This window comes from Flavobacterium acetivorans (assembly GCF_020911885.1).
Classification (GTDB): Bacteria; Bacteroidota; Bacteroidia; order Flavobacteriales; family Flavobacteriaceae; genus Flavobacterium; species Flavobacterium acetivorans.
On record NZ_CP087132.1, the window covers coordinates 2,724,260 to 2,748,690 of the forward strand.

Here is a 24,431-nt window from a genome sequence, read left to right on the forward strand (position 1 = left end):
ATTCATATTTTTGCATAAATAGAAAATTTCAATGCAAAAATACATTTCCCAACTTAACGAAGCCCAACGCGAACCCGTATTACAGAAAGACGGACCAATGATTATTATTGCTGGTGCAGGTTCAGGAAAAACCCGTGTTTTAACAATCAGAATTGCTTATTTGATGCATCAGGGAATAGATGCATTTAATATTTTATCGCTTACCTTTACCAATAAGGCAGCGCGTGAAATGAAAAAACGAATTGCGGATATTGTTGGAAATAGCGAGGCCAAAAATCTTTGGATGGGAACTTTTCACTCTGTTTTTGCCAAAATTTTGCGTTCCGAAGCTTCTCTTTTGGGTTATCCATCTAATTTTACGATATACGATTCTCAGGATTCCCTGCGCGCGATTTCAGGGATTATCAAAGAAATGCAATTGGATAGAGATGTTTATAAACCCAAACAGGTTTTGAGTAGGATTTCTAATTTTAAAAATAGTTTGATCACTGTTAAAGCTTATTTTAACGACCCAGATTTACAGGAAGCAGATGCGATGTCCAAAAAGCCTCGAATGGGCGAGCTGTATCAAAAATATGTAGAAAGATGTTTCAAATCTGGAGCCATGGATTTTGATGATTTGTTGTTGAAAACCAATGAATTGCTAACTCGATTCCCAGAAGTTCTAGCCAAATACCAAAACCGTTTTCGTTATATTCTGGTGGATGAGTACCAAGATACCAATCATTCGCAATATTTGATTGTAAGAGCTTTGTCGGACAAATTTCAAAATATATGTGTGGTTGGTGATGATGCCCAAAGTATTTATGCTTTTCGTGGTGCCAATATCAATAACATCTTAAATTTTCAAAAAGATTATGAAGGCGTAAAAACCTTCCGACTCGAACAAAATTACCGTTCGACAAGGAATATTGTGGAGGCAGCCAATACCATTATCGATAAAAATAAAGTCAAGCTGGATAAAATTGTTTGGACGGCCAATGATTTTGGTCCAAAGATAAAAATACACCGCAGCATGACCGATGCTGAGGAAGGACGTTTTGTTGCCGGTACCATTTTCGAACAAAAGATGCAAAACCAAATGACCAATGGTCAATTTGCAATTTTATACCGTACCAATGCACAATCCCGTGCAATGGAGGATGCCTTGAGAAAAAGAGATATTCCATATCGCATTTACGGCGGACTGTCTTTTTATCAAAGAAAAGAAATAAAAGACGTACTCTGTTATTTGCGATTGGTAATCAATCCAAAAGATGAGGAAGCATTGATGCGTGTTATTAATTATCCGGCTCGCGGTATTGGTGATACCACAGTTGAGAAACTGGTTGTTGCCGCCAATCACTACAAGCGATCCATATTTGAAGTCATGCAGAATATTGACAAAATTGACTTGAAACTGAATTCCGGTACCAAGCAAAGACTAAAAGATTTTGTGACGATGATTCAGAGTTTTCAAGTAATCAATGAGAACCAGGATGCCTTTTATATCACCGATCATGTTTCTAAAAAAACGGGATTGGTACAGGAACTGAAAAAAGATGCTACACCGGAAGGAATGGCAAAAATTCAGAATATCGAAGAACTCTTAAACGGACTGAAGGATTTCACCGAAGGTCAAAAAGAAATAGACGGTGCTCGTGGCGCTTTATCTGAATTCATGGAAGACGTAGCATTGGCAACGGATTTAGATAAGGATACCAGCGACGAAGACCGTGTGGCTTTGATGACCATACACCTGGCCAAAGGATTAGAATTTCCCCACGTTTTTGTGGTGGGAATGGAAGAGGATTTGTTCCCGAGTGCCATGAGTATGAGCACCCGATCGGAACTGGAAGAAGAACGACGCTTGTTTTATGTTGCCCTGACAAGAGCGGAGCATCAGGCTTATTTGACTTATGCCCAATCGCGTTACCGCTGGGGAAAATTAACAGATAGTGAACCTTCCCGTTTTATTGAAGAAATTGATGCTCAATATTTGGAGTATCTGACTCCGGCAGAAAGTAATTATCGTTATCGACCGATGATTGACATTGATGTTTTTGGAGATGTAGATAAATCAAAACTGCGTTTGGCAAAACCGGCAAATGCAGTGCCTCCTAAACATATCACTGATAAGGAACCCAAGACAGATTTAAATATTCGTAAATTGAAACCAGTTTCGGCCAATGCTCCTTCGGGTAGTGCTAATTTGTTTGATAATAAATTAGCAGCTGGAAACGTGGTAATGCACGAACGTTTTGGCAAAGGACAAGTTTTAAACTTAGAAGGCGTAGGTGCTGATAAAAAGGCAGAAATTAAGTTTGAGGTAGGCGGCATTAAAAAATTATTATTGCGTTTTGCAAAACTGGATATTATAGGATAGTTTTCAGTGATCAGTTTTTTAGTATTCAGTTTCAGTGTTAAATCAGCTAATTAAAAATCGTTAATCAAAAATTTTCAATCTCATGGCTCAATTTATAAAAATATACGAAGACAAACCCAGTGAAGCAGCGATAGCCAAGGTGGTAAAGGTGCTAAAAGAAGGAGGTTTGATAATCTACCCAACAGATACCGTTTACGGTTTGGGTTGCGATATTACGAATTCCAAAGCCTTAGAGCGCATTGCCAGAATAAAAGGAATCAAATTAGATAAAGCTAATTTTTCTTTTATTTGTCACGATTTGAGTAATTTGTCGGATTATGTGAAGCAAATTGACACCTCCACTTTTAAATTGTTAAAAAGAGCCTTACCGGGACCTTATACATTTATTTTGCCTGGAAATAATAACTTGCCAAAGGAATTCAAAAAGAAAACCACGGTAGGAATCCGTGTTCCGGATAATTCCATTGCTTTAGAAATTGTTCGTCAGTTGGGTAATCCCATTGTTTCCACTTCGATTCGTGATGAGGATGATGTAATCGAATACACTACAGATCCTGAGCTTATTTTTGAAAAATGGCAAAACCTGGTCGATTTGGTTATTGATGGTGGTTATGGTGACAACGTAGGTTCTACTATTATTGATTTGTCAGGTCATGAACCAGTTATCATCAGGGAAGGTAAGGGCGACGTAGATATTATTTAAAGATTATTTACCATTCACTAGCCAATAAATGCATTTCACTATCTTTATTTTTTATTAAAATTCAAATCATCCGACTTTTGATTTGAATTTTAAAAAACAGCATTATGAAAGCATTTAAAAAGTTATGTTTACTTAGCATTTTACCTTTAGTAGTAATTGCAGTAATCTCCATAATTATTAGTGGTTCATTTAAATTTGTACAAATATGGAGGATTAATATCTTTATGACGGGATTTTTCGGTCTAATTTCTTTGGTGTACGTTTGCATTTTTGAAAAACGGCAGCAGAAAAAAGAGGAGACCGTGCGAAATTTATTGCTTTCCGCTATTTTACTTTTTATTTCGGTGTTTTGTTTTGCTTTACTAGTTTCTAAATTATTTTTGAACAGCTATACTATTCAAATTTCATCGCTGCAAGCTCTTGTAGCAATTTGTGTTTTTTTTGCTGAATTTCTTTTTTTTTCACTTTTAGACTATTCTTCTAAGATAAACGAATTGTTAGTGTTCAATGAAAAACCATTGTATTATTTAAAATTAGTGTTAGGAATAAGTTTAATTGAATCTATAATTACAATGACTATTGTGTTATCTACATACGATTACCTTTTCCATTTTTCCGATTATTTCCATTTAAATAAACTTATTGTGTTTTTCTTTAAAATTGAATGGCACTGTTTAAAAATTTCAGTAGTTTCATTGGCTTTAATTTGGTTTTTAACCCATTTTACAGTGTTCAAACGAAATTATTTATTTATAGTAATAATAGCTACATTATTAACTTTACCCATATCATTACAGTTGCCTGTTTCTAATAATCATTTTTTAATAGTTGTCTTGAACGCTTCAATCTTTTCGGCCTCTGTAATAATGATTATACTGCTTTATACCAATAAATTGAAAAGTAATGATTTTAAAATTAAAACTTTAACCAATTCCTTTTCTAAAAAAGAAGCCGAATATTTGCAATTGAAAAATCAGGTGAATCCTCATTTTTTGTTCAATAATTTGAACACTTTAATTTCTTTTATCGAAATAAATCCTAAGAAAGCGGTTGAATTTGGTCATCATTTATCGAATACCTATCGTCATTATTTAAAGAATCAAAACGATGATTTTGTTTTACTGAAAGAGGAATTGGAGTTCATAAAAGAATATTTAGAAATTTATAAGGCGAAATTTGAAAATGGTTTTTCATTTGAAATTAGCGCTCTTCCAAAAGAAAACGAATACATATTGTCCATTTCGCTGCAGGAAACTGTGGACAACGTTTTTAAGCATAACAAGATGGACGAAGATAGCCCTTTGGAAATCAGAATTTCAACAGGTGATAATGGCTTGCTTATTGAGAATTCCGTTTCTAATAAATTCAGCAAGCAATCCAATCAAGTAGGTTTGGAAAATATTAATAGACGCTATAAAATTTTGACTAATAAAGAAATCCAGATTAATGACAGTTCAAGTATCTATCAAGTAAATCTTCCCATTTTAACACTTGAATCCTAATGACAGCAGTAATTATAGAGGATGAAATTCCTGCAGGAAAACGGTTTGAAAAGCTATTGATGAATAAAGACTTCGTCGTTTTGGCTATTTTACCTTCTGTTGTGAGTGCTCTGAAATGGTTTGAAGAAAATAATCATCCAGATTTTGTTTTCATTGATATCAAATTAAGGGATGGAAATTGTTTCAGGATATTGGATAAAATTCAAATACAATCCAAAATTGTCTTCACCACGGCCTATGATGAATTTGCGCTGAAGGCATTCAATTACAATGCAATTGATTATCTTCTGAAGCCTATTGATGAGTCTAAGTTGGATAAAATGATTTCAAAATATGATGCTTTTAAAACGGGTTTTGCAAATGCGTTGAACTGGAAAGTTTTGGAAGAAAATATAGAAAATAAATTTAAGACCTCTTTCCTAGTTTCTTCTGGGAATCATTTAAAAAAAATCGAATCCCATGAAGTGATTTGTTTTTTTAGTGATGCCAATGCTTCTTTTATTTTGACCAATCAAAAGAGACAATTTGCGATCAATAATTCTTTAGATAACTTAGAGCAAAAGCTCGATCCAGAATTGTTTTTTAGAATCAACCGAAAGTTTCTGGTCAATAAAAAATACATCTCAGCATTGAAAAATGAGAGCCAAATGGTACTTCAAATTCCTGATGCAAAAGAATTTGATTTTGTGGTCAGCCGATTAAGAATAAAGACCTTTTTAGAATGGTATAAAAAATAAAAACGTCTTGATTTCTCAAGACGTTTTATGATTATAAGTAGACTGAACACTAATTACTGTTCACTGAATACGATATTATTTTTGTTGTTTTTTCATTTCTTTTTCAATCATATCATAGAACTGATCGATTTTTGGCAATACAACGATACGTGTTCTTCTGTTACGCGCTCTGTTTTCAGCAGAATCATTCGCAACCAAAGGAATGTAAGAACTTCTACCTGCAGCAATTAATTGCTCTGGTTTAACTCCTAATTGATTTGTCAACACACGGATGATAGAAGTAGAACGTTTCACACTTAAATCCCAGTTGTCCAATAAAATTCCGCTTCCGTTCAATGGAACATTGTCAGTATGACCTTCAACCATACATTCAAAATCAGGTTTGTCATTTACTACTTTAGCTACTTTAGCTAATACTCCTTTTGCTTTGTCAGATACTTCATAACTACCTGTTTTAAACAATAATTTGTCAGCGATTGAGATGAAAACAACTCCTTTTTCTACGTTGATTTCGATATCTGAATCAGAGATTCCAACAGAGCTTTTCAAACTAGAAACCAATGCTAATGTTACACTGTCTTTTCTTGTTAAAGCGTCTTGAAGTCTTGAAATTTTTAAATCTTTCTCTTTCAAGCTTTCTAATGATTTTTCTAAATTTTCAGCACCTTTAGAGGTCAGCATTGTCAAATCTTTCGACACATTAAGCAACCCTTGATTGTGCTCTTTTAGACCAGCAACAGTAGCAGTAAGTCCAGCTTTTTCTTCCAAGCAAGAATTTAATTTTACAGTTGCGCTATTTAATAAATCTTGAGTTTCTTTATTACGAGCCTCTAAGTCGGCATATTTTTTCTTAGAAACACATGAAGTTAAAAGTGCCAATACAGATAAGGCAATTACAATTTTTTTCATAAATTTAATGTTAGTGTGAATTACAAATTTAGTTTTTAAAGATTAGATTATACAAATAAATTTTGTTAAAATCATTTAACAAAAATCTTGCCACATTTTATATAATAGGTATAAACGATGCTTTTTTGGTTATAGTATTTCTTTGTTTGGAATTGCGTTCTTTTTTTATAAGTGTCTCGAAATAAAGAGTAAAAAGAGAAATGCGCTTTTAGGATTGCAGTGAAATGAGAGAATTTTCCTTTTGAAATGAATTGAATTCCGGCAATCCCGTCCAAAATCATCCTTGAAAACAGTACTTCGTATAGACTTTCTTTGGGCAAGTTTTTAGTTAACATCAACAGCGAATTTCTAAAATTCAGAAAGGTTTTTCTTGGATTTCCTTGTTGCAAGGTTGCCCCGCCGACATGGTAAACCACCGATTTGTAATTGTATTTTATTTTATGTCCTTTATTAAAAGCGCGCCAGCACAAGTCAATTTCCTCTTGATGTGCAAAAAAAGCGTCATCAAAACCGTTCAATTCTTTATAAACAGCACTTCGTATAAAAAAGCAAGCTCCCGAAGCCCAAAATATTTCCCGGTTGTCATTGTATTGGCCCAAGTCTTTTTCGATAGTATCAAAAATCCGTCCTCGGCAATAAGGATAGCCATATTTGTCAATAAAACCTCCAGCAGCACCAGCATATTCAAAGTACTGTTTGTTTTTAAAATCCAATATTTTAGGTTGGATGATGGCTGTTTCAGATTCCTTTTCAAAAGTTTCAAGAATAGGTTCTAACCAGTTTTGAGTTACTTCAATATCAGAGTTGACCAAAGCATAGATTTCGGCATCAATGTGTTTCAAGGCTTCATTATACCCTTGTGCAAAACCAAAATTGCCTTTATTTTTGACTATTTGAACACTGGGAAAATGCTGTTTCACAAAGGAAACAGAAGTATCTGTAGAGGCATTATCGGCAACATAAATCGTGGCTTCTGGTGAAAATTGTATGATTGAAGGTAAGAATTGCTCTAATAGTTGAACTCCGTTCCAGTTAAGTATGACGACTGCTATTTTCATTTAGATATTTAGATTTTTTAAACGGCTTAGATTTTAGACTACTTCGATTCTGACAATCAAAGAAATCCAACTAATCAAATTATACTAACTATTATAATTGGGTAGATTTTCTAGAAAATCATATTTTTCATTTTCATAATCCATTTGGCAAAAGTAATGATTCAAACCATTGGTGACCATCAAAAATTGCGCATTGAGCGTCATGTTATAACGGGCAATTTGGTCGAATGTGGCTTGGGCAATTTTTATTTCGGGAGCCTTGCATTCAATCAAAACAAAAATAGAGCCGTCAGGTTTAAAAACCACCACATCGTATCTTTTTTTCAATCCGTTGACTTTTAATACTTTTTCAACATTAATTAAGGATTTAGGATATTTTTTCTCTTCGATTAAAAACTGAACCACATGCTGACGAACCCATTCTTCGGGTGTGAGAATGATAAATTTTTTCCTGATTTCATCGAAAATGGATACTTTATTTTCGCTATTTTTGAACCGAAAGTTATAAAGTTGGAAATTTAATTTTTGCATGAAGCAAAAGTATTAAATAAGTTTAAAATTTAGGGGTTAAAAACTTCATTCGAAACAACAAACTTTAGATTTCAAACTTTAAACAAAGAGGAATGGACGAGGTTATTAAAATTGTAAACGATATCAAGAGCGGAAACATCAGACCCATCTATTTTTTGATGGGGGAAGAGCCGTACTATATCGATAAATTATCAGATTATATAGAAGCAAATATATTGTCGGAGGAAGAAAAAGGGTTCAATCAAACCGTTTTGTACGGTAGAGACGTCACTATAGAAGATATCGTTTCTACGGCCAAACGTTATCCTATGATGGCAGAGCGTCAAGTGGTCATCGTAAAAGAAGCGCAAGACCTAAGCCGTACTATTGATAAACTGGAAACCTATGCAGAAAACCCTATGGAATCTACTGTTTTGGTCTTGTGTTATAAGTACAAAACCTTGGATAAACGTAAAAAAGCGACTAAATTATTAGCTAAAAATGGTGTGGTTTATGAAAGTAAAAAGCTCTATGAAAACCAAGTTGGAGATTGGATTAAGCGAGTTTTAGCAGGGAAAAAATACAGCATTGAACCAAAAGCCGCTGCAATGCTAGTTGAGTTTTTGGGAACTGATTTGAGCAAAATCAATAATGAGTTGGAAAAACTACAGATTATTTTACCCAAAGGAAGCACCATCAGTCCAAAAGATATTGAGGAAAACATTGGTTTTAGTAAAGATTTTAATGTTTTTGAATTAAGAAAAGCCATCGGAGAACGCAATCAACTTAAGGCCTACACTATAGCTGAAAATTTTGCCAATAATCCAAAAGAAAATCCAATGGTGGTTACCACAAGTTTGGTTTTTGGCTTTTTTGTTCAATTGCTCAAATACCACGGTTTGAAAGATAAAAACCCAAAAAATGTAGCGGCAGTAATCGGGGTGAATCCGTTTTTTCTGAAAGAATATGATGTGGCACTTAAGAATTATCCGATGCGAAAGGTGAGTCAAATAGTAGCTTCTTTGAGAGAGATTGACGTAAAAAGCAAAGGAGTGGGCGCTAATGCAATGTCAAATGCTGATTTATTAAGAGAAATGCTGTATAATATATTTAATTAGCCGTTAAAATTAACGATATTTGCATTTCAAAATATAGCACAACTATGGGAATGAATAAGAACACCATCTTAGGATGGGCTACTTTTATTATGATATTAATGGGATTACTCCTCATTGGTCTTGGGGCTTTCAGATACAGCGAAGTTTCCGGATGGGGATTTGCAGCCGTAGGCGTAGGATTCTTGGCTATTGCTTGGGTTTTCAGTTCTCTAAAGGGGAGAGTTTAAGTACTATTTTAAATGTTGAATTTTAAATTTTAAATAAAAAAATGGCAGACGATAAGAAAGTGATATTTTCAATGTCAAAGTTGAGTAAAACCTACTCAAGCAGCAACAAACAAGTTTTAAAAGATATTTATTTGAGTTTCTTTTATGGAGCAAAAATTGGTATTTTAGGTCTTAACGGTTCAGGAAAATCTTCTTTATTAAGAATTATTGCCGGTGCAGATAAAAATTATCAAGGAGATGTCGTTTTTGCACCTGGATACACTGTTGGCTATTTAGAACAAGAGCCTATTTTGGATGACAGTAAAACAGTGATCGAAATTGTAAAAGAAGGTGTTGCCGAAACTATGGCAGTTTTAGAAGAATACAATAAAATTAATGATCTATTTGGTCTTGAAGAAAACTATTCAGATCCAGATAAAATGGATAAGTTAATGGATCGCCAAGCCGCTTTGCAAGATAAAATTGATGCTTTGGGCGCTTGGGAAATCGACACTAAATTAGAAATTGCTATGGATGCTTTGCGTACTCCGGAAGCAGATACTCCAATCAAGAATTTATCGGGTGGGGAACGCCGTCGTGTGGCTTTATGTCGTTTGTTATTGCAACAACCGGATGTTTTGCTTTTGGATGAGCCTACGAATCACTTGGATGCCGAGAGTGTTCTTTGGTTAGAACAACATTTGGCACAATATGCAGGAACTGTAATTGCGGTAACGCACGACAGGTATTTCTTGGATAATGTGGCGGGTTGGATTTTAGAATTAGACAGAGGTGAAGGTATTCCTTGGAAAGGGAATTATTCTTCTTGGTTGGATCAAAAATCAAGTCGTATGGCGCTAGAAGAGAAAACAGCTTCAAAACGCAGAAAAACTTTAGAACGTGAGTTAGACTGGGTGCGTCAAGGAGCCAAAGGTCGCCAAACGAAACAAAAAGCGCGTTTGCAGAACTACGATAAATTGTTGAATGAAGATCAAAAACAATTGGATGAAAATCTAGAGATTTATATTCCAAATGGTCCACGCTTAGGAACAAATGTGATTGAAGCTAAAAATGTTTCAAAAGCTTTTGGAGATAAGTTATTGTATGATAATTTGAATTTCAAATTGCCGCAAGCAGGAATTGTTGGTATTATTGGGCCAAATGGTGCCGGTAAATCGACTATTTTCAAAATGATCATGGGCGAGGAAAAACCGGATGCAGGAGAATTTGCTATCGGTGAAACCGTGAAAATCGCTTATGTGGATCAGTCGCATTCTAATATTGATCCTAATAAGTCAATTTGGGAAAACTTTTGTGATGGTCAGGAATTGATTATGATGGGTGGTCGTCAAGTGAATTCTCGTGCTTATTTAAGCCGATTTAATTTTGGTGGAAGCGATCAAAATAAGAAAGTGGCAACACTTTCTGGTGGAGAGCGTAACCGTTTGCACCTAGCAATGACTTTGAAAGAAGAAGGAAACGTTTTGTTACTGGATGAGCCAACGAATGATTTGGATGTAAACACACTTCGTGCTTTGGAAGAAGGATTGGAGAATTTTGCGGGTTGTGCAGTGGTAATTTCGCACGACAGATGGTTCTTAGACAGAATTTGTACCCACATACTTGCTTTCGAAGGAAACTCCGAAGTGTATTATTTTGAAGGTGGTTTCTCTGATTATGAAGAAAACAAAAAGAAACGTTTAGGTGGAGATTTGACTCCAACGCGTTTGAAATACAGAAAATTAATCAGAAGCTAATTTTAGTTTTTGTTGCAAAAAAGAGGATGTCAAAAGCATCCTCTTTTTTATTTCTTTTTCTTGTCATTGTTCATCATAAGTAAGACTGCAGCCACTAATGCTACTACTACGAATCCGAAGACAAAAACAATAATTATTGAACCGCTATCCCAATTGTAAAGTGCTATATTTTTCATATTCCTAGTATTTAGAATATCAAAAATAGAAATTCTTTTAAGGATAGAACATGATAAAAATCAGTAATTTCGGATTTATTGTAAAAATTTAGATTCTAATTCGGCAGTAGGGAGTAGGCAATGTTCTTTTTTTCCATACCAATGATATCGGTTTTTGGCAACATAATCATAAATAGAATCCGAAAATACTGTTGGAAATATTTTGAAAACAGACAACAAACTGTAAAAAGAGCCAAGATCTTGAACTATTTCTAAAACAGCTTCTGATTTACAAGAGTAGGCAATCCCAGGTTCGTAAAGGATAACACTGTCACTTTTTTTGGGATCCATCCCAATGTGTTGGAGAATCTGCTGTCCAATATCTGATTCGATGGCTGCAAATCTAAAGACGTCTTTTTTATCGTGTTTAATAATGAATTGCACCGCCGAATTGCACAAATTGCAAACGCCGTCAAAGAGGATTATTTTTTTTCCTTTTGTTGTTATTGCGAGGTACGAAGCAATCTCACTTGGTGTATTCATCCTTATATTATAAAATTGGTTTTGTCGTCATTTAATTGTTCAACTTCTGTCCGTGTTCAAGTGTTTACTTCATTTCTGGCAAAGACGCTACTGACTGAACACTGTAATCTGAATACTGATTACTTTTTCTTAACAGCTTCAACCAGTTCCAATTCATCCAAACTTACCTTAGAAGTAAAGACGCCGTAATTGACTGTAGCCTTATTTTTTTCAATGCTATCAATACTTCCTACTGCTTTTCCATCCAGCATACGCACTCTGTCGCCTACCTTTAAAATATGTTTTGGCTTTTCAATTATCGGTTTAAGTTTCTTTTCTTTCTTTTCTTTTCTGATTTCTTCGACTTGAACAGTTACTTCGGCAATGATTTCTTTCTTCTTTTCAATGATTGCTTTTACCTCTTTTGGAGAAGCTTTCTTACGTTTTGAATTCTCGATTTCGATAATTTTCAAAAACTCACCAATCAGGTCTTTCTTGTTCTTATTGTTGAAATATTTCTCGGCTATATCCTCAATTTTTTGACCGATGTAAATTGTTTTTTGATTACTATCATACAATTCCTGATAACTTTCGAGTTTTTGTTTGATTTTGACATTGATAGTTTCCATTTTCTTGCCTTCTTCACGCGCTTTAGTTTCTTCTTCTTTCAGCGTTTGCGAAGTTTTTTCCATTTTGGAACGCTCTTTCTGTAAAGTGGCAATTGTCTTGTCAAAGCGTACTTTTCCAACTTCAATTTTCTTCTTAGCACGATTAATTAGGCTAAACGGAATACCGTTTTTCAAAGCCACCTCAAAGGTAAAGGAACTTCCGGCTTGACCTAAAACCAGTTTGTACATCGGTTCCAATGATTTTTCATCAAAAAGCATGTTGGCATTGGTAGCAAAAGGCAATTCATTTGCCAGAATTTTTAAGTTCGAATAGTGCGTGGTGATAATCCCAAAAGCTTCCCGATGATAGAACTCTTCGAGGAAAATTTCGGCTAAGGCACCACCTAATTCAGGATCAGAACCGGTACCGAATTCGTCAATTAAAAACATGGTTTTTCGGTTGCACTTCTTTAAAAAATAGTTCATGTTCTTTAGACGGTAACTATAAGTACTTAGATGATTTTCAATAGATTGGTTGTCACCAATATCTGTTAGTATTCTGTCGAATAAAAAAGTTTCGGATCGTTCATGCACCGGAATCAACATTCCCGATTGCAACATTAATTGGAGTAATCCAACTGTTTTTAAAGAGATCGTTTTTCCACCGGCATTAGGTCCCGAGATTACAATAATTCTGTTCTCCTGACTTAATTCTATAGTTTGAGGATGTGTTATTTCTTTTTTTTGTTTGTTGTTCAAATACAAAATAGGATGAAAGGCATCTCTAAAATAAAGACGTCTTTCTTCAGTGATTGTAGGCATGATTCCGTTGATGCGATCGGCATATTTTGCTTTGGCGGCAATCACGTCAATATCGCTCAGAAAATCCTGATATTGGATCAAAAGCGGTAAAAAAGGACGAATGGTATTCGATAACTGCTTTAAAATTCGGGTGATTTCCTCTTTCTCTTCGTATTCTAAATTGCTGAGTTCACGGGAATACCTTAAGGTCGCTTCGGGCTCGATGTAAGCGATGCTTCCGGTTTTTGAACTTCCTAATATGGTGCCTTTTACCTTACGGCGATACATAGCCAAAACGGCTAAAACTCGGCGGTTTTGCACAAAACTTTCTTTGATGTCGTCCAGATAACCCAAGCTGTTGTATTGGGTAAGAGCCACGCCAAAACTTTGGTTGACTTTCCCGCGCACCAGATTTATATCCCTGCGAATATTTAAAAGCTCCGGAGAGGCATTGTCCTTGATTTCTCCATATTTATCGACTATGGCATCAACAAGAGTGATGATTTCCTTTGTTAATTCTACTTCCGAGGCTCTTGCATTTAGATTTGGATAATAATCCTCAAATTTTTTCAGGAAATTCAATAAAAAATTAACCGTTGCAGATAATGTTGCTATTTTTCTAAAACTTCCCACCTCAAGAAAACTGTCCTCAATGGCAAGGAATTTAATTTCATGGTTTATGGCATCAAAACCGTGATTGGGAATGGCATTGTTATTTTGAAATGAAGAAACATACTCCGATGTCTGCATCAAGGCCTGCATCAAGCTTTCTTTATCTCTAAAAGGAGTTATTTTCAAGGCTTTGTCTTTTCCAATATCGGTATTACAGATGTCCGAAATTGTTTCGAGAACGGTTGGAAATTGTAAGTCTTGTAAGGTTTTTTCGGTAATGGATATCATTTTAAGATCTAAATTGTACGGTGTCAAAGTTACAAAGATTCAAAGTGAAATGGCTTACTTTTTTTAGCGGACTTTGTGAAAAACTTTGCGAACTTTGTACTAAAATAAATTACATGAAAATCAACCTCAATATGGAATGGCAAAGCATTCTAGCGGACGAGATCCAAAAAACTTATTTTAAGGAATTGATGGAGGCCGTAGATGAAGAATACTGCAATCATTCTTGCTATCCGCCAAAGGACGCTATTTTTGCGGCTTTCAACTACGGGAGCTTTGCCGATTTAAAAGTGGTTATCATTGGCCAGGATCCTTATCACGGGAAAGGCGAGGCCAATGGTTTAGCATTTTCGGTCAATAACGATGTGCGAATTCCGCCTTCATTGCGGAATATTTATCGCGAAATTTGTGATGATTTAGGCAGTATTTTTATGCCAACTTCTGGTGATTTAGAACGTTGGGCACAACAGGGCGTTTTGTTGCTGAATGCCGGTTTGACCGTTAGGGAAGACAAACCTAACAGCCATAAACATTTAAAATGGAACCTTTTTACCGATGCCGTAATCCAAAAAATTTCGGAGGAAAAAGAACAGGTAGTTTTCTTGCTTTGGGGGAATTTTGCCCATAAAAAAGGGGCGAAGATTGACCGAAACAAACATTTGGTTTTAGAATCAGGACATCCGTCGCCAATGAGTGCCAACCAAGGAAAATGGTTTGGAAATAAACATTTCAGCAAAACCAACGCCTATTTAAAAACAAATCAGAAAACGCCTATTGAGTGGGTTTTATGATTGTTATAAAATAAAGTCCGTTTGATTTTTTATATAAAATCAATAGCTATGGTTTTGTTAATTGAGTCGAATACTTCCTATTCTTTGGTGATATCTTCTAAAATAGCCTTGTCAGAACGATTCGTTATTTTAAGGATAATCTTTTGGTTGGCTGCTGTTTTGCCTTCAATAATGTAAAGTTTTGCGTTTTTTCCAAATTCGGTATCGCTTTTGTCAAAATCCACATCTCCAAATTCCAACGATTTTTTAATATCAGTGGTATCAACCCATTTCTCGGCTAAAACTTGGGAAGCTTTTTCAGAATATTCAAAAGGTTTATTTCTGATATCATTTAAAACCCTCGAGTTTGGGAAATAATTACAGCGAGTGTCTTTACCTCCAAAAACCATAGCAACAAAAAACAGACCTATTACCAATCCTACTAAATAGTAAGCAAAACGTTGTGCAAATTTCATGAAATTTTTTTTGGCAAAGGTAACTGAAACTTTGTTTAAAACACAATTAAATTGATGTCGTTATTGGGTAAATCAAACCAATCTCCAATGGCTTTATTAGTAAGAATGCCGTGGTAAAGATAAACGCCATTTTTTAAACTCATGTCACATCGGATGGCACTTTCAATTCCGCCATCATTAGCAATTTGCATCAGGTAAGGTGTAATAATATTGCTGATAGATAGCGAAGCCGTTTTTGAATAACGAGATGGGATATTAGGTACGCAATAATGCAATACATCATTTTTAATAAAGGTTGGTTTTTCATGAGAAGTAACCTCTGAAGTTTCAAAGCAACCGCCTGTATCGATGCTCACATCAACAATTACAGCTCCTTTTTTCATGTTTTCGACCATCGTTTCGGTGACAACTATTGGGCAACGCTCGATACCGCGCATGGCTCCAATAGCCACATCGCAACGTCTCAAAGCTTTTAACAAGGACTTAGGCTGGATTGTTGATGTAAAAATGCGTTGATTCAAATTGTTTTGCAAACGCCTTAACTTGGTGATGGAATTATCAAATACTTTTATATTAGCACCAAGTCCTATGGCTGTTTTGGCGGCAAATTCGCCTACGGTTCCGGCTCCTATAATCACTACTTCTGTTGGCGGTACTCCGGTGATGTTTCCAAATAATAATCCTTTTCCAAATTCATTGGTAATCATCAACTCGGCAGCAATTAATATCGAAGCGGTACCGGCAATCTCACTGGAGGAGCGCACAGCAGGATAGGTTCCATCCGGATCCTTGATGTATTCGAAGGCAAGAGCGGTAATTTTCTTTTTGGTTAAGGCTTCAAAATAAGCCTTTTTCTTAGTCTTTAATTGAATTGACGAGATCAAAATGGCTTGATTATTCATCATTTCTATTTCGGCAAGAGTAGGTGCACCCACTTTTAAAATCATCGGACAACCAAAAACCTTACGAGTATCACAGGTAACTTCGGCTCCGGCATCACTGTATTCTTTGTCGGAATAACTCGAGCTAACTCCCGCACCAGACTCAATCATTACGCGATGTCCGTGATAGGTCAAGGAATTTACCGCGTCAGGAGTAAGACAGATGCGTCGTTCCTGATAGCTGGTTTCGCTAGGGATTCCTATAAAAAGTTCGCTTTTTTGTCTTTTTACCTCTAGTTTTTCTTCTTGGGGTAACAGCTGAGATTTAGTAAATGGAGTTATTGCTATTGACATTGTAATGATGATAATAAGAAGTAAATTTACGCAAAAAGATTAAAAAACAGCATTTTCTATCCAGAAATGCACGAGCAAAATTATTTACGCTCTAAATTATTTTTTCCATCTTAATATCGGCTCTCTCATAGATACCTTCTTCCAAGGCTATTTCTTCAAAACCAAATTTCTCATACAAATGAATAGCCGGTTTTAGACTCCTGTTCGAATACAAAATAAGCTTTTTAATTTGCTGCTCTTTAGCGACTTCAATACAATGCTGCAACAGTTTTTTACCAATTCCTAAACCTTGAATTCCTTCGGAAACGGCCATTTTACTCAGTTCAAAGGTTTGATTGTCTATTTTGAGCAAAGAAACCGTTCCTACAATCACGTCTTTGTATTGAACATAAAAAATCATTCCGCCTTTGTCTATGATTTCTTCCTGCGGGTTCGAAAGTACCTTTTCGTCTTTGGGCTCTACTTTGAAGTATTTTTGGAGCCATTCGATATTCAAGGTTTTTATGGGTTCTTTCCACTCCGGAGAAAAAGGAATGATGCGAAGGTTGTTATCTAAAATCATGCTGATACTTCGTTAACTTAATTCTAAAGAACGTTTGCCGTCAGCAAGTGTCTTGATCGAAATAACCGAATGGGATTCGGGAATCAGGTTAGGGATGTTTTCGGCCCATTCGATAAAACACCAATTTCCGGAATACAAATAATCATCGGCGCCCATATCTAAGGCTTCAATTTCATTCTTCAATCGATAAAAATCAAAATGATAAACAGTTTGATTTGTAGTGGTTTGGTATTCGTTAACTAAAGAAAAGGTAGGACTGCTCGTTGCTTCGCTAACCCCTAAAGTCTTGCACAATTGTTTTATAAAAGTAGTTTTTCCGGCTCCCATTTCACCATGAAAAAGAATCACCTTATTGGGATTTTCCGCTACAACTTGCTGCGCTATCTTTTCGATTTCATCTAATGAAAAAATAAATTCCATTCTTTTTTATTATTTTAAATTATGAGTTTTAAATTCTAAATTATTCGTGATGGATATCACTATATGTACTTTATTTCCAAAACTTGAAACATGAAATTTCAAACCTGAAACAAAAAAACTACTTCGGACTAAAAATCAAGCAAGGAATAATCATTTCTTCGAGTGAAATTCCGCCGTGTTGGTAGGTGTTTTTGTAATAACTCACATAATGATTGTAGTTGTTGACATAGGCCAAAAACAAATCATTTTTTGCAAAAATATAAGAACTGCTCATATTTATGGCAGGCAAACCAATCTTTTTTGGGTCTTTTACGGCATAAACATCTTTTTGCTCGTAGGTCAAACTTCGGCCGGTTTTGTAACGCAAATTCAAACTCGTATTTTTATCTCCCACTACTTTCGATGGATTTTTGACGTTTATGGTTCCGTGATCCGTGGTTAGAATCAGTTTGAAACCCAACTTTTGAGCCTGCTGGATAATTTCCAAAAGAGGTGAATTCTTAAACCAGCTCAAAGTCAGTGAGCGATACGCTTTATCATCTGAAGCCAGTTCTTTGACCACATCCATTTCGGTTTTGGCGTGCGAAAGCATATCTACAAAATTATAGACTACCGTTACCAGATCGTTGTCTTTTAAGGATTTGAAGTTTTCTACCAGTTTTTTTCCTCCGGCTAGATTGGTGATTTTAAAATAATCTTCCTTTATTTTTAGTCCAAGGCGTTTCAATTGCGCCGACAAAAACTCCGCTTCATACAGGTTTTTCCCGCCTTCTTCGGGATCGTTTTTCCAGTACTGCGGAAACTGTTTTTCCATTTCCACCGGCAACAAGCCTGAGAAAATGGCGTTTCTTGCATATTGGGTAGCCGTAGGCAGAATAGAGTAGTAGGGAACCTCTTTTTCCAGTTTATAATAATTAGCGACCACACTTTCAAAGGCTTTCCATTGGTCGTAGCGTAAATTATCGATTACCACAAATAGGATTGGCTTGTCTTTTTTTACAATCTCAGGCACCACTAGTTCTCTGAATAAGGTATGCGACTGAATGGGTTTATCTGCTTTGGGCAAAAACCAATCTCCATAGTTGCGCTCAATAAATTTCCCAAACTGAGAGTTGGCTTCCACTTTTTGGGATTCCAGAATCTCAATCATGCCCTGATCGTTGATGTTTTCGAGTTTCAGTTCCCAAAAAATCAGTTTTTTGTACAGCTCAATCCAGTCCTCATAGGAATTGACCATCGCCATATCCATGGCAATTTTTCGGAATTCTTTTTGGTAATCCAAGGTGGTTTTTTGCGAAACGAGACGGGAATTGTCGAGGTTTTTCTTCAAACTCAGCAAAATCTGGTTCGGGTTGACCGGTTTAATCAGGTAATCGGCAATTTTAGAGCCTATGGCTTCTTCCATGATGTATTCTTCCTCACTTTTGGTAATCATAATCATCGGGATGGCGCTCTTCTTTTCCTTCATTTCCGAGAGCGTTTCCAGCCCGCTCATACCCGGCATGTTTTCGTCGAGGAAAACAATATCAAAATTCTCATTTTCAAAAATATCAATCGCATCGCGACCGTTATTACAGGTGGTGACGCTGTAATTTTTTTTCTCCAAAAATAAAATATGCGGTTTCAAATAGTCGATTTCGTCATCAACCCAAAGTATTTTTATCTTATCCATATAGTCGTGCTACTAGTGTTCCCGTTCCTTGAATCATTCTGCCAATTTACAGCTTTTTGAGGCTTCCACTTGCTAATATTATGATAAATTTTAGTGTTATAAGCCAAGTATAGAACTCCAAAAAAGACTTTTTATTGGCGCTCCGGTCTATCTTTTTTTGGTGCTTGTGCTGAACTTGTTTCAGCGCGTGCCCTCCGCCAAAGCTCCGGTCGGGCAGTTCACTGCAAGTCCTCGCCGCGACGAAGTCGCGGCTGTGGGCTTTCCGTTGCCGTCCCTCACGCGGTTGCGAGAAATAATGCTTTTTCAGTATAAAATACCTACTATAAATAAAAAATTGTTTTTGTGATTTGTAAGAAAATTTAAATATATTTGACTTTGCTGTGCTACTAAATAACAGTTATCTATTCTTTTTTGGGTATATGGTCACTATTTAGTAGCGAGTACATACTAGTTCGCGGTAATTATAACCGAACTGCTAAAAAAAGAAAGAGTTAATGGATTATACTTTTAAAAACACAGAAATTAACAATAAAAAAGCCTCGGATTTTGAAACTAAATCTTTACTATATCTAATCGGAAATAAAAAAGAAATAGAATACGTTACTTTTGATTGTTTTAATGATGTAAGTGGCGTAAATAAGAATCATGATAAAATTTGGGATATTCAATCAAAAAATGAAAAATCATTAAGCCCAAAGAAAATTGGAAAATATCTATTTACGCTATTTGATAATTTTATTTCTACTTTTTCCTTTCATGAATTTATTTTCTTCTCTCCAATATTAAATATTGATTATAAAATAAACGCTGAAATAAATATTTACAATCTAAATAATATTGAAGAAAAAACTTTAAAAAGAATTTTAAATGGATTAACCGAAGAAGTGTTACGGGTTAAAGGTACTTCTGTTGATTATTCAAAACAAATTGAATCTTTTTCAAAAAAAGTATTTATTGTTGAAGATAATAACTCTGAAAATGAATATATTAAGTCCGTAACCAAATTTAAAAAAGTAAGTCTAAAATCGGATGATTTTTATAATAGTGTATTTGCCGATTTACGAAATATACAATCTGCAAAAAAGAATAGTTACATAGAAAACGAAACTATTTCTGAAATACGTGATGTATTAAGTTTTAATAGGCATTTATCAACAAAAGACATAGAAACTTTAATAATTAGTCGAATCATTGGAATTGAAATTTTCAATTATTCCTCTATTCCACTTTACTTTTTTCCATTAATCAAAGATTTAAATACTGAAGATGTGAAAGATATTCTTCAAGAATGTAATTCTAATCTATCACGAGCATTTTTTAATAAAAATAGCAACAAAGTCTTTTGGAACATTTGCGAGAAAATAATAACCTTTTTAAACGAAAATAATTCTAATGATGTTGATTATGTTTATCAAGAAACGTTCAAAGATTATAACTTCAGAATATCATATTTAAGAGATTTTACAATAAAATATTTAATATCAATCATAATAGAAGGGACAAAATGATAGTAAAAAAAGTAGCATTTGGAAACTTAGAAGAGGCTTTCATTGAAAATCGCTTTACTAATGCAACAAACATTATTTTTAGTAATGATAATAATAGAGGTAAAACATTATTAATGCAGAGTTTAATTTATTCCATAGGTTATGAATCAGTTTTTCCAAATAGTTTCAACCCAAAGAAATATTTTTTTTATTCAGAAATTGAATTTAATAGTTCAACTTTTGAATTCTTAAGAAAAGGGAACTCAATACTCGTATTAAATAATGAAAGTTTTAATATTTTCAACACTATAAGTGAATTTAAGTATTACTTCGACAAAGAAATATATCAACTTCCAAAAATTGATAAAAATGGCGAACAAAAAACAGTTGATTTGAGTCTCTTTTATGAATTATTTTTTCTTGGTCAAGATAATAGAAATACATCAAATCTTATTGTAAAAGGTCAAAATAACAAAGTAGATTTTATTAATATGATTTATTCACTTAAAGGTGTATCAATATCAACAATCAATAAATATGATATTGAAAATTTAAAGAAAGAAAAATCAATAATTGAAACAAAAATAAAAGCAGAAACAAGAAAGATAAAAGTTATTAAACAAAATCCACAGATTGCAACATTTATTAGTTCAGCATCCAATAATTTGGACTTTAAAAACACCTCTAATCAATTACGAGAATTACATTTAAATATTGCAGAGTTAAAGAAGCAAAGAAATAGAGAAGAAAACAGAAAAATAAAATTACAGAATTTAATAACTGAATTGACTTCACTAAACAGAAATTTAGATGAAGGAAAAGTTAAATGTTCTGATTGTGGTAGTAGTAAAATTACTTTTTCAAATCAAGATTTTGAATTCGAAGTAAGTAATAGTTTTGTAAGAAAAAACATTATTGAGTCTGTAAGGAATAATATTTCAATAAAAGCTGAAATTGTTGAAGAGTTAAACAATAATATAAATAATGAACAGGTTCAAGTAAATAAACTTTTAGAAAGTTCAACGCCGGAAATAAAAAACTATATTCTTTTCCAAGACGAAATTACAGATTCAAAAGACGTTGATCAGATTGTATCTGTACTTCAAAAGGAATTAGAAGAAATTGAAAAAAAAATACAAAATAATGAGATTAAAATAACATCTAATAAAGATTTTCAAAAAAGTATTTTGTCAAATATTATTTTGGAAATGAAAAATTATTATTCTAAAATTGACCCACAAGGATTGTTAATATTCGAAGATTTATTTACAAAAACTGGTGAAACCTATTCTGGAAGTGAAGGTCAAGAATATTATTTCTGTAAACTAATGGCTCTAAATAATTTATTATCTCATCAATTTCCATTAATAATTGATTCATTTCGAGAAGGAGAATTATCATCTTCAAAAGAAACATTAATGCTAAAAGAATACATAAAATTAAACAAACAAGTTATTTTAACTTCAACACTAAAAGATGAAGAATATGATTCTGATAAATATTACAAAATAAACAATTTAAACGTTATCGATTATTCAATGTTAGCAGATAGTAAAATATTACAAGATGTTTTTGTTGAGGACTTTAAAACAATACTAGGTAAATTTGGTATATAAAAAATAACTATCCATTGACGCACCATAATTTACTGGATCTGGTACTTATCTATGACGATCATCAAGCTTGTGTTAAAAAACGGATTACCTTCTCCATATCTCAATCAAATCCATACAAAAATGATTCCTATTGAAATTCGAAAAATAAACCTAAACGATCTTGTGAAATTACAAGAAATTAGCCGTCAAACCTTTCAGGAGACATTCGCAGCTTATAACTCTCCGGAGAATATGAAAAGCTATCTGGAAGAAGCCTTGTCTATTGAACAGCTCAAGGCAGAGCTCGAAGACGAAAATTCAGCCTTTTATTTTGCCGAGCAGGACGAGCAAGTGATTGGCTATTTAAAAATCAACTTTGGAGCGGCACAAACGGAACTAAAAGAAAGTCAAGCACTCGAAATTGAACGTATTTATGTCTCAAAAGATTTTCATGGCAAAAGTGTAGGGCAATTGCTGTATGACAAAGCCATCGAAATTGCAAAGCAAAAAGCTTCGGAATATGTTTGGCTAGGCGTTTGGGAAAAAAATGCAAGAGCAATAAGCTTTTACGAGAAAAATGGCTTCGTGGAATTTGACAAACACCTTTTCAAATTGGGTGATGACGAGCAAACAGATCTGATGATGAAATTAAAATTAAACAGTTAAGACAACAACAACTCACATTTTAACCAACTCATTTTAGCCTATGAAAATGCCAAAAACAGTCCATCTGATATTAGCCCTATTTTTTTTACTCTCTTTTATCGATTCCTTGTTTGATACCGGAGCGACACACAAATTGTTGCTGTGGGAAGTCAACATCTGGTTCTATCGATTGTTTAGATTAGCATTAGCGGTACTATTTATGAAAACGTATTTAGACCTAAAAAACGCCGAAAAGCAAACTCTTAAATAAGAATATTTCTCTCAAAGAAGTGGAATTTTATGAGCAAAACGCCAGTCACAGGCAATTGCTTTAGCAACATTTCTACATTTTATTCTGATTGTAAATTCGCTAAAAAGGATACTTTTTGATAACATTCAAATTAAAATATTAGTATAACTTGGCCGCTGAAACAAAATAAAAAAAAATAGCACCTAAGATGCAAAAGAAGGAGGATTTAAAAGAAGTAGCTAAGCTATTTCTGAAATTGGGTATTATCGGTTTTGGTGGTCCGGCGGCTCATATTGCCATGATGCAGCAAGAGGTAGTGGTAAAAAGAAAATGGCTTAGCGAACAGCATTTTTTGGATTTATTAGGAGCCACTAATTTGATTCCGGGACCCAATAGTACTGAAATGGCTATTCACATAGGGCACGAAAAAGCGGGCTGGAAAGGATTGATTGTGGCCGGACTTTGCTTTATCCTGCCGGCGGTTTTGATTACGGGATTTTTTGCCTTTATGTACAAGGAATACGGACAGTTGCCACAGCTGCAAGCTTTTTTATACGGTGTAAAACCCGCCATTATTGCCATTATTCTGGCCGCTATTTTTCCATTGGCCAAGAAATCCTTAAAAACGGGCTTATTGGCGATAATAGGAATTGGAGTTTTGTCGCTTTCGCTGTTGCAAATCAATGAAATTGCGCTTCTTTTTGGCGCTGGCTTTGTAGGCTTGTTTTTCTATTCCCTAAAAAAGGGGGAATCGGGAGCGGCTAAACTTAATTGGATGCCGCTGGCGTTTTTCCCATTATCGAAAACCGCTGTAGTTGCTTCGACCAATTTTAATTTATTCTTGATTTTCCTGAAAATAGGAGCGATTCTTTATGGAAGTGGCTATGTGCTTTTTGCCTTTTTGGATGCAGAATTAGTAGCCAAAGGCTTATTGTCTCGAACCGCTTTGATTGATGCGATTGCCGTGGGACAGTTTACACCGGGGCCTGTTTTTTCATCGGTTACTTTTATAGGCTACCAAATCAATGGACTATCAGGTGCTTTTTTTTCTACTTTGGCCATATTCTTGCCCTCTTTTCTTTTTGTCGCCTTGCTCAATCCGTTGGTAAAAAAACTTAGGAACTCAAAACCTTTTTCCGTTTTTCTCGACGCGGTTAATGTGGCCTCGGTAGCAATCATTGTTTCTATTTGTATCCAAATGGGAAAAGATACTATAACAGATTGGCGCACAATTCTGATCGCTGTAGCGAGTATTTGGATTGGGTTTCAGTATAAAAAAATAAACAGTGCCTTGATTGTTTTGGGCGGTTCTATTGCAGGTTATGTATTGTATTTTCTATAATTTCGAATCGTTTTTTCTATTTTAATGCTTGTTCTTTAGAGCTAAAAAAGCGGTCTTGTGTTAGTATCCACCATAAAAAAAGCCACTAAGTATATTACTCAGTGGCTTTCAAACCTAATTAACCAAATT

At 34.6% G+C, this 24,431-nt stretch carries 23 protein-coding genes; 12 read left to right on the forward strand and 11 right to left on the reverse strand.

The genetic code is table 11. The features are described from left to right. Window positions 1–31 precede the first annotated feature (31 nt). The 4 genes from LNP19_RS11885 to LNP19_RS11900 all read left to right on the forward strand — a co-directional run bounded on the left by LNP19_RS11885 (window position 32) and on the right by LNP19_RS11900 (window position 5,307). Window positions 32–2,365, forward strand: coding sequence for an ATP-dependent helicase (locus LNP19_RS11885; RefSeq protein ID WP_230062127.1), 2,334 nt, complete (start codon window positions 32–34; stop codon window positions 2,363–2,365). 82 nt (window positions 2,366–2,447) lie between these two features. Next, window positions 2,448–3,068 (forward strand): L-threonylcarbamoyladenylate synthase, encoded by a 621-nt coding sequence (locus LNP19_RS11890; RefSeq protein ID WP_230062128.1) that lies wholly within the window; start codon window positions 2,448–2,450, stop codon window positions 3,066–3,068. Between the two features lie 833 nt (window positions 3,069–3,901). Then, a complete protein-coding gene (locus LNP19_RS11895; RefSeq protein ID WP_230062129.1) occupies window positions 3,902–4,570 on the forward strand; it encodes a sensor histidine kinase in 669 nt (222 codons plus the stop codon). Beyond that, window positions 4,570–5,307: a LytR/AlgR family response regulator transcription factor gene (locus tag LNP19_RS11900; RefSeq protein ID WP_230062130.1), complete on the forward strand. Its 738-nt coding sequence runs from the start codon at window positions 4,570–4,572 to the stop codon at window positions 5,305–5,307. The genes LNP19_RS11895 and LNP19_RS11900 overlap by 1 nt, the downstream gene beginning before the upstream one ends. A gap of 75 nt (window positions 5,308–5,382) precedes the next feature. Here LNP19_RS11900 and LNP19_RS11905 read toward each other — a convergent pair whose 3' ends face one another. From LNP19_RS11905 to LNP19_RS11915, 3 genes are all read right to left on the reverse strand, one after another. After that, entirely contained in the window at window positions 5,383–6,216 is an 834-nt protein-coding gene (locus LNP19_RS11905; RefSeq protein ID WP_230062131.1) for an OmpA/MotB family protein, read from the reverse strand. A 71-nt stretch (window positions 6,217–6,287) separates the two neighbouring features. Beyond that, the gene (locus tag LNP19_RS11910; protein ID WP_230062132.1) at window positions 6,288–7,274 is read right to left on the reverse strand and encodes a glycosyltransferase family 2 protein; all 987 of its coding nucleotides are present in this window, start codon (window positions 7,272–7,274) and stop codon (window positions 6,288–6,290) included. 84 nt (window positions 7,275–7,358) lie between these two features. Further along, on the reverse strand, window positions 7,359–7,805 hold the full coding sequence (locus LNP19_RS11915) for a type I restriction enzyme HsdR N-terminal domain-containing protein (protein ID WP_230062133.1): 447 nt from the start codon (window positions 7,803–7,805) through the stop codon (window positions 7,359–7,361). Between the two features lie 92 nt (window positions 7,806–7,897). On the opposite strand from LNP19_RS11915, the gene holA reads away from it, so the two are divergent. Genes holA through ettA form a run of 3 tightly spaced genes read left to right on the forward strand, consistent with a single transcriptional unit; the run spans window position 7,898 to window position 10,865 of the window. Beyond that, window positions 7,898–8,902, forward strand: coding sequence for a DNA polymerase III subunit delta (holA, locus tag LNP19_RS11920; RefSeq protein ID WP_230062134.1), 1,005 nt, complete (start codon window positions 7,898–7,900; stop codon window positions 8,900–8,902). Between the two features lie 44 nt (window positions 8,903–8,946). Then, window positions 8,947–9,129, forward strand: a complete 183-nt coding sequence (locus tag LNP19_RS11925; protein WP_230062135.1) for a CAL67264 family membrane protein — start codon at window positions 8,947–8,949, stop codon at window positions 9,127–9,129. A gap of 41 nt (window positions 9,130–9,170) precedes the next feature. Continuing rightward, a complete protein-coding gene (gene ettA / locus LNP19_RS11930) occupies window positions 9,171–10,865 on the forward strand; it encodes an energy-dependent translational throttle protein EttA (RefSeq protein WP_230062136.1) in 1,695 nt (564 codons plus the stop codon). A 47-nt stretch (window positions 10,866–10,912) separates the two neighbouring features. On the opposite strand, the gene LNP19_RS15440 is transcribed toward ettA, so the two are convergent. From LNP19_RS15440 to LNP19_RS11940, 3 genes are all read right to left on the reverse strand, one after another. Further along, window positions 10,913–11,041 carry a hypothetical protein gene (locus tag LNP19_RS15440; RefSeq protein WP_255665587.1) on the reverse strand — a complete coding sequence of 43 codons (129 nt, stop codon included), beginning with the start codon at window positions 11,039–11,041 and terminating at the stop codon, window positions 10,913–10,915. A 75-nt stretch (window positions 11,042–11,116) separates the two neighbouring features. Further along, on the reverse strand, window positions 11,117–11,563 hold the full coding sequence (locus LNP19_RS11935) for a thiol-disulfide oxidoreductase DCC family protein (protein WP_230062137.1): 447 nt from the start codon (window positions 11,561–11,563) through the stop codon (window positions 11,117–11,119). Window positions 11,564–11,682: 119 nt separating this feature from the next. Then, window positions 11,683–13,851, reverse strand: coding sequence for an endonuclease MutS2 (locus LNP19_RS11940; protein WP_230062138.1), 2,169 nt, complete (start codon window positions 13,849–13,851; stop codon window positions 11,683–11,685). A 113-nt stretch (window positions 13,852–13,964) separates the two neighbouring features. Here LNP19_RS11940 and ung point away from each other — a divergent pair, with 113 nt between their 5' ends. After that, the gene (gene ung, locus LNP19_RS11945; RefSeq protein ID WP_230062139.1) at window positions 13,965–14,639 is read left to right on the forward strand and encodes a uracil-DNA glycosylase; all 675 of its coding nucleotides are present in this window, start codon (window positions 13,965–13,967) and stop codon (window positions 14,637–14,639) included. 77 nt (window positions 14,640–14,716) lie between these two features. Here the strand turns inward: ung and LNP19_RS11950 are convergent, their stop codons facing one another. From LNP19_RS11950 to porX, 5 genes are all read right to left on the reverse strand, one after another. Continuing rightward, window positions 14,717–15,094, reverse strand: a complete 378-nt coding sequence (locus tag LNP19_RS11950; protein ID WP_230062140.1) for a DUF4258 domain-containing protein — start codon at window positions 15,092–15,094, stop codon at window positions 14,717–14,719. A gap of 35 nt (window positions 15,095–15,129) precedes the next feature. Then, window positions 15,130–16,329, reverse strand: coding sequence for an alanine dehydrogenase (locus LNP19_RS11955; RefSeq protein WP_230062141.1), 1,200 nt, complete (start codon window positions 16,327–16,329; stop codon window positions 15,130–15,132). Window positions 16,330–16,420: 91 nt separating this feature from the next. Then, window positions 16,421–16,891, reverse strand: a complete 471-nt coding sequence (locus tag LNP19_RS11960; RefSeq protein WP_230062142.1) for a GNAT family N-acetyltransferase — start codon at window positions 16,889–16,891, stop codon at window positions 16,421–16,423. A gap of 12 nt (window positions 16,892–16,903) precedes the next feature. After that, complete coding sequence (tsaE, locus tag LNP19_RS11965) at window positions 16,904–17,311, reverse strand: tRNA (adenosine(37)-N6)-threonylcarbamoyltransferase complex ATPase subunit type 1 TsaE (protein WP_230062143.1); 408 nt, start codon at window positions 17,309–17,311, stop codon at window positions 16,904–16,906. A gap of 118 nt (window positions 17,312–17,429) precedes the next feature. Further along, complete coding sequence (gene porX, locus LNP19_RS11970; protein ID WP_230062144.1) at window positions 17,430–18,983, reverse strand: T9SS response regulator signal transducer PorX; 1,554 nt, start codon at window positions 18,981–18,983, stop codon at window positions 17,430–17,432. A 494-nt stretch (window positions 18,984–19,477) separates the two neighbouring features. On the opposite strand from porX, the gene LNP19_RS11975 reads away from it, so the two are divergent. The 4 genes from LNP19_RS11975 to chrA all read left to right on the forward strand — a co-directional run bounded on the left by LNP19_RS11975 (window position 19,478) and on the right by chrA (window position 24,302). Continuing rightward, entirely contained in the window at window positions 19,478–20,491 is a 1,014-nt protein-coding gene (locus LNP19_RS11975) for a hypothetical protein (protein WP_230062145.1), read from the forward strand. Continuing rightward, window positions 20,488–22,086, forward strand: coding sequence for a hypothetical protein (locus tag LNP19_RS11980; RefSeq protein WP_230062146.1), 1,599 nt, complete (start codon window positions 20,488–20,490; stop codon window positions 22,084–22,086). Before LNP19_RS11975 ends, LNP19_RS11980 begins: the two co-directional genes overlap by 4 nt. 120 nt (window positions 22,087–22,206) lie before the next feature. Then, the gene (locus tag LNP19_RS11985; protein ID WP_230062147.1) at window positions 22,207–22,731 is read left to right on the forward strand and encodes a GNAT family N-acetyltransferase; all 525 of its coding nucleotides are present in this window, start codon (window positions 22,207–22,209) and stop codon (window positions 22,729–22,731) included. 437 nt (window positions 22,732–23,168) lie between these two features. Continuing rightward, window positions 23,169–24,302: a chromate efflux transporter gene (gene chrA, locus LNP19_RS11990; protein WP_230062148.1), complete on the forward strand. Its 1,134-nt coding sequence runs from the start codon at window positions 23,169–23,171 to the stop codon at window positions 24,300–24,302. The last annotated feature ends 129 nt before the right edge of the window (window positions 24,303–24,431 follow it).